General features: G+C 58.5%; 10 protein-coding genes and 1 tRNA gene. 8 read left to right on the top strand and 3 right to left on the bottom strand.

Features of this window, described 5'->3' with window-relative positions; all coding sequences use genetic code 11:
- The first annotated feature begins 150 nt into the window (after nt 1-150).
- Both ACVOLR_RS05470 and ppnN read left to right on the top strand, forming a co-directional pair.
- Complete coding sequence (locus tag ACVOLR_RS05470; protein ID WP_481535539.1) at nt 151-3336, top strand: TonB-dependent receptor; 3186 nt, start codon at nt 151-153, stop codon at nt 3334-3336.
- A gap of 114 nt (nt 3337-3450) precedes the next feature.
- Nucleotides 3451-4839, top strand: a complete 1389-nt coding sequence (ppnN, locus tag ACVOLR_RS05465; protein ID WP_481535538.1) for a nucleotide 5'-monophosphate nucleosidase PpnN — start codon at nt 3451-3453, stop codon at nt 4837-4839.
- Here the strand turns inward: ppnN and ACVOLR_RS05460 are convergent, their stop codons facing one another.
- The gene (locus ACVOLR_RS05460) at nt 4840-5928 is read right to left on the bottom strand and encodes a sensor histidine kinase (protein WP_481535537.1); all 1089 of its coding nucleotides are present in this window, start codon (nt 5926-5928) and stop codon (nt 4840-4842) included.
- A gap of 39 nt (nt 5929-5967) precedes the next feature.
- Here ACVOLR_RS05460 and ACVOLR_RS05455 point away from each other — a divergent pair, with 39 nt between their 5' ends.
- The 6 genes from ACVOLR_RS05455 to ACVOLR_RS05430 are packed head-to-tail and all read left to right on the top strand — an operon-like array spanning nt 5968 to nt 12369.
- Nucleotides 5968-6525 carry a GspH/FimT family pseudopilin gene (locus ACVOLR_RS05455; RefSeq protein WP_481535536.1) on the top strand — a complete coding sequence of 186 codons (558 nt, stop codon included), beginning with the start codon at nt 5968-5970 and terminating at the stop codon, nt 6523-6525.
- Nucleotides 6522-7025: a type IV pilus modification protein PilV gene (pilV, locus tag ACVOLR_RS05450; RefSeq protein WP_481535535.1), complete on the top strand. Its 504-nt coding sequence runs from the start codon at nt 6522-6524 to the stop codon at nt 7023-7025. The genes ACVOLR_RS05455 and pilV overlap by 4 nt, the downstream gene beginning before the upstream one ends.
- Nucleotides 7022-8020 (top strand): PilW family protein, encoded by a 999-nt coding sequence (locus ACVOLR_RS05445; RefSeq protein WP_481535534.1) that lies wholly within the window; start codon nt 7022-7024, stop codon nt 8018-8020. Before pilV ends, ACVOLR_RS05445 begins: the two co-directional genes overlap by 4 nt.
- Nucleotides 8017-8553 carry a pilus assembly PilX family protein gene (locus ACVOLR_RS05440; RefSeq protein WP_481535533.1) on the top strand — a complete coding sequence of 179 codons (537 nt, stop codon included), beginning with the start codon at nt 8017-8019 and terminating at the stop codon, nt 8551-8553. Before ACVOLR_RS05445 ends, ACVOLR_RS05440 begins: the two co-directional genes overlap by 4 nt.
- An 8-nt stretch (nt 8554-8561) precedes the next feature.
- On the top strand, nt 8562-11942 hold the full coding sequence (locus ACVOLR_RS05435; RefSeq protein WP_481535532.1) for a pilus assembly protein: 3381 nt from the start codon (nt 8562-8564) through the stop codon (nt 11940-11942).
- 10 nt (nt 11943-11952) lie between these two features.
- The gene (locus ACVOLR_RS05430; protein WP_481535531.1) at nt 11953-12369 is read left to right on the top strand and encodes a type IV pilin protein; all 417 of its coding nucleotides are present in this window, start codon (nt 11953-11955) and stop codon (nt 12367-12369) included.
- 93 nt (nt 12370-12462) lie between these two features.
- Here ACVOLR_RS05430 and ACVOLR_RS05425 read toward each other — a convergent pair.
- Nucleotides 12463-12539, bottom strand: a tRNA-Asn gene (locus ACVOLR_RS05425).
- A 61-nt stretch (nt 12540-12600) separates the two neighbouring features.
- Nucleotides 12601-13173, bottom strand: a complete 573-nt coding sequence (locus tag ACVOLR_RS05420; protein ID WP_481535530.1) for a GspH/FimT family pseudopilin — start codon at nt 13171-13173, stop codon at nt 12601-12603.
- Between the last annotated feature and the right edge of the window lie 64 nt (nt 13174-13237).

Genomic DNA, 13237 nt, shown 5'->3' with positions numbered 1-13237 from the left:
CATTACCGTGTTAACCTTATCTTAACCGTTGCGGCTGAAACCGCCTCGGAAGGGACCCCCAGATTCAAGACGATCAGGCGCTCGGTTGACCCCGGGGCTGATGGATCGCGTTTTTTCTCAATCGCCAACTCGTTTCGAGGCTACCCACCTATGAATCACCCGCGTATCAAGATGTCCAAGCTTGCACTTGGTCTTGTCGTCGCACTTGCGGCTGCACCGGCTTTCGCGCAGAGCACCTCTGCCGGCGTCGGCGGTCAGGTCACCAACGTCGGCGGCCAGCCGGTTGCTGGCGCAGAAGTCACGATCACCCACACCGAGTCGGGCACCATCAGCCGTGCCGTCACCGATGATTCGGGTCGTTACTCCGCGCGCGGTCTGCGCGTAGGTGGCCCGTACACCGTCACCATCACCAAGCCAGGCGAAGGCACCAAGACCGAAGAGGGTGTCTACCTGAACCTGAATCAGGTCGGTGCGATCAACGCCCAATTGGGTGGCGATGTCACCACGATCGCTGGTGTTGCTGTTAGTGCTTCGCGCCTGATGGATACCTTCAATCCTGATAACAAGGGTGTGGGTACCTCGGTCAGTGGCCGTCAGCTCGAACTGACCCCGAAGGGCAACCGTTCGCTGGACGACATTGCACGTCTTGATCCGCGCATCACCGTGACCGACCAGGGCAGCGGCGCGATCTCGGTCGCTGGTGTCAACAACCGTTACAACAATATTTCTGTCGACGGTCTGTCGCAGGGTGACCCGTTCGGCCTGAACGCCAACGGTATGCCGTATGCAGGTTCGCCGATTTCCATCGATACCATCGCTGCCTATGACCTGAAGGTCTCGGACTACGATGTGAGCTCGGATACGGTCGGTGCCACCGTCAACGCGGTCACCAAGTCCGGTACCAATGAGTTCCACGGCTCGGTGTACTACGCGTACAAGAATGCCGAAGACATGGTTGGTACCCGCAACGGTCAGGACTATGCCGGCTTCGACAAGGATGCAACCAAGGGCATGACCCTGGGTGGCCCGATCCTCAAGGACAAGCTGTTCTTCTTCGCTTCGTACGAAGAGCAGGAAGTGACCAACTTCGGTGGTTCTTCCAACGCCGATGGTTACGAGAATGGTGTGGTCTCGATGGACGAGATCAATCAGGTCATCAACATCGCCAAGAACAAGTGGGGCATTGATCCGGGTAACTACGGCGCATTTGGCGTCAACCTGGACAGCAAGCGTTATCTGGCCAAGATCGACTGGAACATCAATGACAGTCACCGTCTGAGCCTGACCCACCAGCGCACCGAAGAGTTCCTGCCGCAGCCGTCCGACGCCAACAACAACTCGGTGATCCTGAGCAGCCGTTGGTACAACAAGGACAACCTGACCAAGAACACCTCGTTGCAGCTGTTCAGCGACTGGAGCCCGAATTTCTCCACCGAGGCAAAGGTCAGCTACCAGACGTTCGACCAGATCAACGGCAACCCGTTGAATCTGCCGACGATCAACGTCACCACGGCCAACAACCCCACGCTGGGTAATGGTGTGCGCCTGGGCGAAGACCGCAACCGTCACGAAAACCAGATCAACACCGAGAAGCTTACGGCTACGGTGTTCGCAAACTGGTACTTGAATGACCACACCCTGAAGTTTGGTGTGGACTACATGCGCAATGACGTGTTCAACCTGTACGGCCGTGACACGCATGGTGTTTACACCTTCGCCAGCATCGCCGACTTCGAAGCAGGTATTTACGACTCGTACAACGTGCGTCGTCCGATCGCCGGTTACAGCATCAACGACACTGCTGCTGCGATGATCTACACGCAGATCAGCCCGTTCGTGCAGGACACCTGGATGGTCAACGACCAGCTGTCGCTGACCTACGGCGTGCGCGTGAACATTCCGAAGGCCAACAAGGCACCGCCGACCACGCCGGGCTTCGAAGAAGCATTCGGTTACCGCAATGACTACCGTCTGAGTTCCAGCAACAAGGTCGTCCTGCCGCGCGTTGCGTTCAACTACACCTTCGAGACCGAGCGTTACTCTCAGTTGCGCGGTGGCGTGGGCCTGTTCCAGAGCGTGCCGCCGTTTGTGTGGCTGGCCAACCCGTACCAGAACAACGGCGTGACCGCTGCATCGTTCACTTCGTTCGATCCGTCGGCTTATCCGTTCAGCCCGGACTCGGCCAACCAGCCGTTCCCGCCGAACATGACCGCCGACGGCGTGTCCAAGCAGGTCGATACCATCGATCCTGACTTCAAGCTGCCGACCGTCTGGAAGATCAGCCTGGGCTACGACGCAGAGCTGCCGTGGATGGGCCTGATCGGCTCGGTTGAAGCACAGCACATCAAGAACAAGGATGGCGTGTTCTACCAGGCCATCAACATTGGTGAAGTGCAGGGTCAGTTGCCGGATGGCCGTAACTATTACTACTGCAACCTGGGTTCGATCAGCAGCGCGAACAAGAACTGCGGCCGCAAGCCTGGTTTCGAGTACAACTCGACCAAGCTCGGCAATACCGACAAGGGTTCCTCGACCGCTGTTACCTTCTCGCTGAACAAGCCGATGGCGAACGGTTGGTACGGCAACCTGAGCTACACCTACACCAAGGCTACCGAAGTCGGCTCGGACAACTCGTCGCAGGCATGGTCCGGTTACCAGTTCGTGTCGCGTCTGAATCCGAACGAAGAGATCGCTTCGACGGCCAGCCGCGAAGTACGTAACTCGATCAAGGCTTCGTTCGGTTGGGAACATGCGTTCTTCCGCGACTACAAGACCAGCTTCACTGCGTTCTACAACGGTCGTGACGGCCTGCCGTACACCTGGAACATCGACGGTGACCTGAATGGCGACCGTATCTTCCAGGATCCGGCATACATCCCGCTGGTGAACGACTCGAAGGTGAGCTACGGCAACGCAACGGCTGCTCAGATTGCCGCGTTCCATGCTTTCATCGACGCCAATCCGTATCTGGCAGCTCGCCGTGGTCAGGTCGCAGAGCGCAACGGTGCTCACTACCCGTGGGTGAACCAGTTTGACGTGAGCCTGCAGCAGGAGCTGCCGGGCTTCTTCAAGGAGCACAAGTCGATCGTGCGTCTGGACATCTTCAATGTCCTGAACATGCTCAACAAGGACTGGGGTGTGACCGAGCAGCAGTCGCAGGGCTTCGATGCCCGCTATCTGGCTGGTCTCAGTGGCATGAAGGCTGACGGTACCTATATCTACAACATCGGTAGTCAGTACCCGGAAAAGCTGGCCACGTACGATGCCAACAGCGGGTTCCCGCACCGCGTCGTGTCGCGCTGGTCCGCCCTGCTGACCCTGCGTTACGAGTTCTGATTTTTCAGGGCTGATTTGAAGTAGTCGGAAAACGGCCGGGGGAACCCGGCCGTTTTCTTTTTAATGGGGGGAGCGCTAAAGTCGATCGCCAATGAGGAAGGAGCAGTTGTGGAAATGACCAAGAGTGAAGGGCTAGCGAGGGCGCTGCCGGTGCAGGACGCACGTATTTATCCGCGTGGCGGGCTTGATGTGTTGTCGCGGGCAGAAGTGGCGCGGTTGCGCGACGCTTCCGGCGGCGGCATGCATGAGTTGCTGCGTCGCTGTGCGCTGGCGGTGCTGACCAGTGGCAGTGCTTCGGATGACCCGCGCGCTGCGCGCGACCTGTATCCGGATTTTGATGTCCAAGTGACCCAGCAGGACCGCGGCGTCCGCATCGACCTGAGCAATGCGCCCGCAGTCGCGTTCGTTGATGGTGAAATCATCCGCGGCATCGCCGAACTATTGTTCTCGGTGGTGCGCGACCTGGCCTATATGGCGATCGAGCTGGGGCCGGAATATGCCTCGGATCTGGAGACCTCCGACGGCATCACCAATGCGGTGTTCGGCGTGCTGCGCAATGCGCGCATCCTGCAGCCCAGCGACCCGAATCTGGTCGTGTGCTGGGGTGGTCACTCGATCTCGCGTGACGAATACCTGTACACCAAGCAGGTCGGCTATGAGCTGGGCCTGCGCGGCCTGGATATCTGCACCGGCTGCGGCCCGGGTGCGATGAAGGGGCCGATGAAGGGCGCAACCATTGCCCATGCCAAGCAGCGCAAGACCAATACCCGCTACATCGGCATCACCGAGCCGGGCATCATTGCGGCCGAGTCGCCGAACCCGATCGTCAACCACCTGGTGATCATGCCGGACATCGAGAAGCGCCTGGAGGCGTTTGTCCGTCTCGGCCACGGCATCATCGTGTTCCCGGGCGGCGTCGGTACCGCCGAAGAAATCCTGTACCTGCTCGGCATCCTGTTGAGCGAGGAGAACAAGGACCTGCCGTTCCCGCTGATTCTCAGTGGCCCGGCCATCGCTGCGCCGTACTTCCAGCAGATCGACCGTTTCATCCGTCTGACCCTGGGTGACAAGGCGGCCGAGCGTTACGAGATCATCGTTGGTGATCCGGTTGGCGTTGCCCGCAGGATGTCACAGGGCATCAAGCGCGTGCGTGAGTTCCGCCTGGCGCAGCGCGATTCGTTCTTCTACAACTGGCAGGTGGAAATTCCCCTGGCCTATCAGCAGCCGTTCGTGCCTACGCATGAAGCCATGGCCGGCCTGGACCTGCATAAGGGGCGCCCGGCCCCGGACCTAGCTGCCGATCTGCGGCGTGCGTTCTCGGGCATCGTTGCTGGCAACGTCAAGGAAGAGAGCATGGCCCGGATCGAGGAGTTCGGCCCGTTCAAGATCCATGGCGACAGCGAGATGATGCAGGCCCTGGATGAGCTGCTGCGTGCCTTCGTCGAACAGCGCCGGATGAAAATTTCGGGCGAGTACCGCCCGTGTTATCAGGTGGTTGCTTGATCAGCTGCGAGGAAGTTTGATCACGGTGCTGTAAGTGTCTCCCGCAGTGGTGGCTTCCACCACTGCGCGGCCTTGGAAGTGGGCATCCAGGCGGCTTCGGGTCGAGCTCAGTCCGAGCTGCTGGCCCGAGGTGTTTGTAGGGCTGCAGGAAGGGGCTGGGTTGCTTATTCTGATGGTTACCCATGTTTGATGCGTCTCGACACAGACCTCAATGGTGCCTCCATCCATGCGTGGCTCCAGTCCATGGCGTATAGCGTTCTCCATCAGTGGTTGCAGCGAGAGGCTGGGTACCTGAAGGGCGGGGATTGGCGAGGGTGCGCTCCATACAAGTGTGAGGCGGCTGCCGAATCGCAGCGCTTCTATGTTCAGGTACTGTCGGGATAGTTCCAGTTCGTGCTCCAGACTTACCGTCCCATTGCGGGACAAGGCTGCGCGAAAGAGATCGGCCAGATCAACCAGCAGGCGCTCGCTGGTCGCTGGATCTTGGCGTACCAAGGCGACGGCCGAGTTGAGTGCGTTGAACAGGAAGTGAGGGTCAACCCGCGCACGGAGTGCATTCAGCTCGGCTTGCTTGGCTTGGATTGCGAGAAGTCGATTACGCCAGTGGTTCTGAAAGGCGGCGACCCCGAGTAACCCAAATATCAGTGCCAGCGCAGTCATATGGAACAGCAACTGGGACCATCCCCCTGCCGGGGCTGGGACGGCGCCATCCAGTAACAATCGCAATAGCGTGTAGGTGGTGGCCGTGGCCAGTAGTAGTGCGCCAAGCGCGACGATTGCGACGGTGGTTGGCTGCCGAGTCTTCAGTCGATGGCGCGCCATGTAGAGCAGGCCAAGGCAAAGCAGGGCGGTCCATTGGATGGCGAGAGAGTTCAAGCCAAACAGGACCAAGCGATCGCTGCTGATGCCTGGGGACAGGCTCATGGCCATCGCCAAGGCTTCGCCAATCATGATGATCCAGGCCAGCGTATTTGGGCGCCAGAGCGCTTCCAGGGGCTGAGGGGTGGTTGTCAGGGGGGAAGGGGGCATGATGTCCGGCCGCTCATAGTCGTCGAAGAACCGCTCATCTGTCTGGCCATGGCGGCGCACTGGTAGGACAGTTATCTTAACCGTGGTGATAAGTCGGGGATGACGTTGATGCACGTCAATGGGGAAATGAAAATCGGGCCTTCCGCGGCAGTCGCCCGGGGGTTCACCTTGATTGAATTGATGGTCACGCTGGCGGTGTTGGGGATCATCGCGGCCATCGCATTGCCTGCGTTCAACGGTCTGATGAATGCCAGTCGCTTGACCGCCCAATCCAATGAGCTGATCGCTGCCATCCAGATGGCACGTAGCGAGGCGGTCAGGCGCAATGCGCGAGTCGTTTTCTGCGGATCTTCCGATGGCGCTACTTGCGAGGCTACCACTGCCGTTTGGACGCATTGGCTGGTGGTGCTTGATTCGGATGCTTCGATTTTGCAGGCCGGTCAGATCCGCCCACCCGCACAGGTCAACTCTGCGACACCACAGGTTACATTCCAATCCGATGGATTGGCCCGCACCGCGGCGGGGCTGTTGTTCGCGGGGAATGTCGAAGTCTGCCTCCCCGTCACCAAGCCTGCGCAGAATCTGCGCCGGATCACCATTGCCTCCGGGTCACGTACATCGATTGCACCGGTGAATAATTCTGGAGCCTGCCCGTGAACCGTGGTTGCAAACTCCCGCCATCCCTGCGTCCACGCGCCCGCATGGCCGGCGTCAGCCTTCTTGAAGTGCTCATCTCAGTGCTGATCATGGGCATTGGCATGCTCGGTGTGGCGGCGATGCAGGCAACGGCATTGCGCAACAGCCAGAGTTCGGTGGAGCGCAGTCAGGCCGTGATTCAGAGCTACACGATCATTGATGCGATGCGCGCCAATCGCACCAATGCACTGGTTGGTGGATACAACACAAACGGCTGGATGTGCAGTGCGCCTACTGCAGCGACGCTTAGTGCCACTGATCGCGCCGCGTGGCTGGCGTCGCTGCGTGCAGCGCTGGGTGGGGTGGCTGGCGACGACACCGTTTGCGGCCAGGTCACCTGTACAACGGCAACCAGCATCTGCGTGGTTGCCGTACGTTGGGACGATAGCCGCGGAGGTGGCAGTAACGGTGCTGCGCGCGGTTCCGGTCAATATTCGGTTGAAACAAGGGTGCGGTTATGACGGGGACTCGACGCGTAAGCGCGCGACGCAACAGCATCGGCTTGAGCCTGATCGAGCTGATGATCGCGTTGGTGCTTGGTACCTTGGTTATCGGGGCCGCCTTCGGTATTTTCTTGACCAGCCGGCAAACCTATAAAACCACCGATAATCTGGGGCGGATTCAGGAGAGCGTGCGTACAGCGTTCGAATTGATGTCGCGCGACGTCCGCGAGGCATCGGGTAATCCATGTGCCAATTCCGCGCCGTTGGTGAATGTGATCAATGGCGCAAGTGGGCGCTGGTGGACGCGTTTGGATACCTGGGGCAACGCAGTTGTGGGCTATGGGTCAACGGCAGCGTTTGCTGACGCAAGTTTTGGTGCTGGAGCTGCGCAGCGGCTGTCGGGGACTGAGGCGTTGGAGCTCATTTCTACCGATACCAACGTGTCCACCCTGCAGAGCCATAATGCCGCAGGTGCGACGATGGTGCTCAATCGGGCCAATCATGGTTTTTCGGCCGGCGACATCGCACTGGTATGCAATCCTCGTCAGGCCAGTATTTTTCAGGTGAGTAGTGTTGCCGGCCAGTCGATTGGTCACGCTACCGGCGGTACGCCGGGAAACTGCGGCAGTGGCCTTGGTTTGCCGTTGGCTTGCGGTGCCGGCACCAGTTTCCAGTACACGCAGCCTAATTCAGTGATAGCGAGGCTCAGTGCTTCAAGGTGGTTCATTGCCAATAACCCAAATGGCCGTTCTTCTCTGTACCAATCGCGCCTGACGAGTGCAGGGCCTGTATCGCAGGAGGTGGTCGAGGGCGTTACTGCGATGAGCTTCCGCTATCTGGTTGAAGGCGCGGGGTCCTATGTCGACGCCGGCGGTGTCGGCGGTAATTGGGCGCAGGTCAAGGCTGTGAGGATATCGATGACGTTTAGTGGTGAGCCAAACAGTGGGTCGGGCGGTGCCGCATTGGCGCGAACCTTGACTCAGGTAGTCAGCATCCGGAATCGTAATCCATGAACGTCGCCATTATTTCCAGATCGGTACGGCGCAGCCAGCAGCGTGGTGTTTCGTTGCTGATAGTACTGATATTGCTGCTGATCATGACCCTGCTCGGGCTTGCGATTCTTCGCGGCACGATGATGGAGGAGCGCATGACGGCGAACATGTACGAGCGTAGCCTCGCCTTCCAGGCGGCGGAATCTGCACTCCGTCAAGGTGAGCTGATTGCTTCGGCGACGCCGGTGCCGCCGACCTCCGGTTGCAATAACGCAGGTGTATGTGCATCGCCAAATGCCGCGTCTACCGACCGGTGGCTGGACACTGGGTTTACTGGGTGGGTTACCGCCACCGCCATCGCTGGGGCCACTCCTGTGCCGCCGCCTTCGGCATATTTCGTGGAGTACATGGGGGAAGCCCCGACTTGGCCTGGTTGTGATCGACAGGTTCCGATGCCTGCGCTGTGCATGGCGCCTAGTTACCGGGTTACCGCGCGCAGTGCAGATGCCGCACGGTCAACCGTGCTTATCCAGTCCAACTATGTGGTTCGTTGAGGATTGATATGAATATTTCCATCCGTAACGCCGGCCGCAAGCGCAATACATGGCTGCAGAAAGCGCTGCCAGCGAGCTTGGCTTTCGCGGTCACATTGCTGGCGCTGCCGGTCAATGCGGCGATGACTCTGCCCACCGACCCGCTGACCACCAATGCACGCGTAGCGCCGAATATTCTTCTTCTGCTGGATGATTCGGGTTCAATGGCGTGGACATACATGCCTGACAGCGTGCCGGCGCTGGCGAGTCCTGGTGATAGGAACCTGGCCTATACGCGCAATACGGTGTACTACAATCCTTACGTAGATTATCTGCCGTGGGTGAACGCCGCTGGCGTGGCGATGACCGCGGGCTTGTCCTATGAAAGCGTGTTTACCAATGCCAACCTCGCATCGGGTGGTACCACCGATCTGTCTGATAATATCCAGACATACTATGTTCCCAAGGATGCGGGGATAGGTGCGGATCCGGACACGGCTACCGAAGCGCAGTTGTCTGCGATCGAAAGCTATTACCGATATCAAATCCATACCGATGGCGAGGTTGTTCGCAGCGAGTACATGGGGCGGAGTGGTAATTCCCCCAATTACAATCAAGGCGTCTCCAATCGAGGTTGCAGTAGCAGTTCCGGTACTCAGTGGAGAAACTGCACCTTGATAGCGCCTTTGGGGCGGACTGCAGCGAAGGAGCGTGCAAACTTCGCGGCTTGGTATTCTTACCACCGTACTCGCATGAAGGCGGCCAAGGCGGGCGTGAGCCTTGCGTTCTCGCAGCTGGGCACCGACATGCGCGTAGGCTTTAGAACGATCAACGGGCAGGGAGGGGCTACCTCCAATAACGTGCCAAGTCATGCGGTGCCTATTCCTGTCAGGTACAACCAAGGGTTGTTTGCTGACCCGGCCGGCGCTACGGGTGCGAACAACAATCGCAGTCAGTGGTTCCAGCGGCTGCAAGCAACCACGACGACGGGTTCAACGCCCTTGCGCTCTGCACTTGATAACGCGGGCAAGTATTTCCAGAGTAGCGCTGATACCGGGCCCTATGGCCCGGAGTCGGGAAACTCCCAGCTCGCTTGCCGGCAGAACTTCACCATTTTGACAACGGACGGTTTCTGGAACCAGGATAGCGGCACAAGTTTTGGTAATGCTGACAATGCCGACGGTGACCTGATCGAGGGTCCTGGTGGGAAGAGTTACCAGTATCGGGCCGCCGTGCCCTATAGCTCCTCGGACGGAAATACTCTGGCTGACGTGGCAATGAAATACTGGAGTCAGGATCTTCGTGATCTGGACAATATCGTGCCGACCTCGTCCTCCAATCCGGCGTTCTGGCAGCATATGGTTACCTTCGGTATTTCCATCGGCCTGCGTGGCACCCTTGATCAGGGTTCAGTGGCAAGAGTTCTTTCTGATGGTTCGCCACGTAAAAACGGTGTCAATGTTGCGTGGCCCAAGCCGTCTTCCGACAGCATCAATAATATCGATGACCTTCTGCATGCGGCGGTCAACGGCCACGGCGAGTTCATTGCCGCGAGTAACCCGCAAGCGTTGTCAGTAGGTTTGAAGGCGGCGTTGTCGACTATTACTGAGCGGACGGGTTCGTTCTCCAACGTTGCGGCAAACTCGACTTCCGTGGATGGTGGGACGCGTGTCTATCAAGCCAGCTATGTGTCCGGTGTCTGGACCGGCGAGGTTCAGGCGTATCCCGTCACCAGTGATGGGGTAGGCAGTGCCGCGAGTTGGCGTGCCAGTACTGGTGTTCCGACAAGTGGTCGCAAAATCTTTGTTGGTAATGACGCGGGGACAGCGGCTTCGATTTTTCCGAATGGGCTCTCAACTGCACGTCTTACTCTGCTTGAGCGTACTGGAGTGACCAATTACCCTGTGACTCGCGATAACAATGCGGCCTATCTGGCTGGTGGCCGAACGCTAGAATTGCAGAATGGCGGCACCCTGCGCAATCGCAATCATCTATTGGGAGATATTGTTAGTTCTTCGCCGGCTTACGTGCGCGAAACCGACACGCTCTATGTGGGGGGCAACGACGGCATGTTGCACGCCATCAATGCAGCAAACGGCAACGAAGTGTTCGCCTACATTCCAGGCGGAATCAACTGGAGCGATTTTGCGAGTTTGAGTCGTCCTGATTATGGGCATCGCTACTTCGTGGATGGCCCGGTGACCGTTTCGACTCGCGCCCAGGGTGGTGGTAGCAATATTCTGGTCGGCACGCTGGGTAAGGGCGGCAAGGGCCTGTACGCGTTGGATGTCACCACTCCAGCTGCGTTCTCCACGACCAGTTTCAAGTGGGAGGTGCGAGATAGCTCGACCCTGATGGGCCTGGTGCAGGCCAAGCCGCTTATCGCCAAGCTCAACAATGGCGTTACTGCGGTTATCGTCGCCAACGGTTTGAATAGCGCCAGTGGTAATGCGGGACTGTTGGTCTACAACCTCAGTACCGGAGCGTTGATCAAGGCTATCGATACCGGGGTGGGCTCGGCTGCACTGGATGCAGCTACTTCCAATGGATTGATGGGGGCGGTAGGTTGGGATGGTGACGGCAGTGGCACTGTCGATGCTGTTTATGGCGGCGATATGCTCGGAAACGTATGGAAGTTCGACTTGTCCGCAGCTACCGTTGGCAGTTGGGGGGTCGCAGGCAGCGCGCCACTGTTTACGGCAACCGATTCGGCGAGCAAGGCTCAGCCGATCACCGGCGGCTTGACTGTGGCTATGCATCCCAGGACTTATAAGCCTTGGGTGTTCGTTGGCACGGGGCGGTTGATTACAACTGGCGATATGAAGACTACCGATACGCAAAGTATGTATGCGTTCGTTGACGACGGTACGGCCAAGAGTCGTAGTGGTGCTGGTGTCAATTTGACTCGGCGTACTATCGTGGCAGCGCAAGACGTCAATGGCTATCCCTTGCGTGCTTTTGAGGCCAAAGCGGCGCTGCCAGCGGGTTCAAAGGGCTGGTACATGGATCTGCTCACCCCGCCCGCACCTGGTACAAAGGAGGGTGAGCGGGTTGTAAGTGATACGCAGTTGTATGGCGACATGCTGGTCTTTTCATCGGTGATTCCGACGGCAGATGCGTGTCGCCCGGATGGTCGGGGCTATCTCAACGCACTGGATGCCTTTACCGGCACTAGTGCTGCTGAATCACTGTTTGATTTGAACAAAAATGGCAGTTTTCAGGATGAAGTGATTGGCAATGCCAAGTTGCCGGTTGGTTCGGTGGATTTGGGTGTTGGCATGCCCACTCTGGCTGAACTTCTGCGCGGGCAGGCTGTGGTGGGGGGCTCCAGCGGTGGTCGCGGCGGCATGCCTATCCGAGAAACACGTAATGTAGGCCGCGTTTCGTGGCGCGAAATCCTGAATAATTGATGAGGGTCGAATGATGCAGCGTGCACAGAGCCAGCGTGGTTTCTCGCTGATTGAGCTCATGGTAGTGGTGGCGATCATTGGCATCCTTGCCTCGATCGCCTATCCCACTTACATCAACCATATCGTCAAGACGCGTCGTGCGGCTGCGGCATCTTGTCTGCTGGAGTCGGCGCAATTGGCGGAGCGTTTCTACACCACCAATCTCACCTATGTGGGGGCGCCGGTAGCCCGGTGTGACGGTGGTATCGCTCAGTTCTACGCGGTGGGGTTCGATGGTGCTGCGGCGGCAAGGACCTATACCTTGCAAGCTGTACCGCAGGGGGCGCAGGCGTCCAAGGACTCAAAGTGCGGCACGCTGAAGGTGACCTCGCAAGGGCTGAAGAGCGTGACCGGATCAAGCAGTTCTACGCCCAGTAGTTGCTTCTGATTTCTGGCTCTTTGATCCTGTTTCGGCTTTCGATCGAATGCTGGAGCAGGATCAAAGGCAAAAAAAAACCTGCCATTGGCAGGTTTTTTTATTTGGCGCCCGAAGTTGGACTCGAACCAACGACCCCCTGATTAACAGTCAAGTGCTCTAACCGGCTGAGCTATTCGGGCGGGGAGGCGCATTCTAAACGTCTTATGCAGGCTCTGCAAGAGCGGGTTGTGTCATCAGTAGTCATCTTGGGCAATTGCGGGTTTCTTTCGGGCGTTGGCTGCGGACACGCCCAGCGTTGTTGACGACTATCTGTTTAAGTGCGGCACCGTTTTTTTCGCAGATGGAAATTGTCAGGTTTGTGCCTGCACTGCGTCCGTCCGGCAGGTATCGGATGAACTGGCGGCCGCCTGAGCCGATGATGTGGAGGGCGGTTGCGGGAAAGGTATCGGTTCGGATGATGTCCGAGACGATGTTTGGCTCTCTGTCGCCGTCAGTGTCCAGAAACAGGAGCCAGCCGGTAGTCCAGTCGCTGCTGCGGCTGCATCGCACTCCGTTCAGTGAGGGGCAGAGGATGACTTCCTCCCTGCGGGTAATTGCGGTTGAGCGAGCCAGCTGCAGGCTACCGATCAATGCATGTTCGGCGGTGATTACGCGATTCCTTGTCGCCAGTGCGCGCAAGGACGGGCCGCTCAGGACGCCCAGCAGAGTGATCATCCCCATGCAGATCATCAGTTCGATCAAGGATGCGCCTTTGGTGCCTCTGGTCCGTTTGCGTTGATGGGCCTTGTCCTGGAGGGCGATGCTGTAGTGCATGCTGGTGGCCGTCGGCATTGGGATGGTGATGGTTGCCGGAGGAAGGGGGATGCGGCATCGCTGG

The sequence above is a fragment of the Stenotrophomonas sp. STEN030 genome, assembly GCF_056759995.1.
Note: the sequence above shows the minus strand (reverse complement) of the source record. Positions and strands in the feature narration are given on the sequence as shown.

Coding starts and splice junctions, on each gene's coding strand:
- ACVOLR_RS05445 (WP_481535534.1), top strand. CDS start 7,022: ATGACGGGGACTCGACGCGTAAGCGCGCGACGCAACAGCATCGGCTTG.
- ACVOLR_RS05470 (WP_481535539.1), top strand. CDS start 151: ATGAATCACCCGCGTATCAAGATGTCCAAGCTTGCACTTGGTCTTGTC.
- ACVOLR_RS05420 (WP_481535530.1), bottom strand. CDS start 13,173: ATGCACTACAGCATCGCCCTCCAGGACAAGGCCCATCAACGCAAACGG.
- ppnN (WP_481535538.1), top strand. CDS start 3,451: ATGACCAAGAGTGAAGGGCTAGCGAGGGCGCTGCCGGTGCAGGACGCA.
- ACVOLR_RS05440 (WP_481535533.1), top strand. CDS start 8,017: ATGAACGTCGCCATTATTTCCAGATCGGTACGGCGCAGCCAGCAGCGT.
- ACVOLR_RS05455 (WP_481535536.1), top strand. CDS start 5,968: ATGACGTTGATGCACGTCAATGGGGAAATGAAAATCGGGCCTTCCGCG.
- ACVOLR_RS05430 (WP_481535531.1), top strand. CDS start 11,953: ATGATGCAGCGTGCACAGAGCCAGCGTGGTTTCTCGCTGATTGAGCTC.
- ACVOLR_RS05435 (WP_481535532.1), top strand. CDS start 8,562: ATGAATATTTCCATCCGTAACGCCGGCCGCAAGCGCAATACATGGCTG.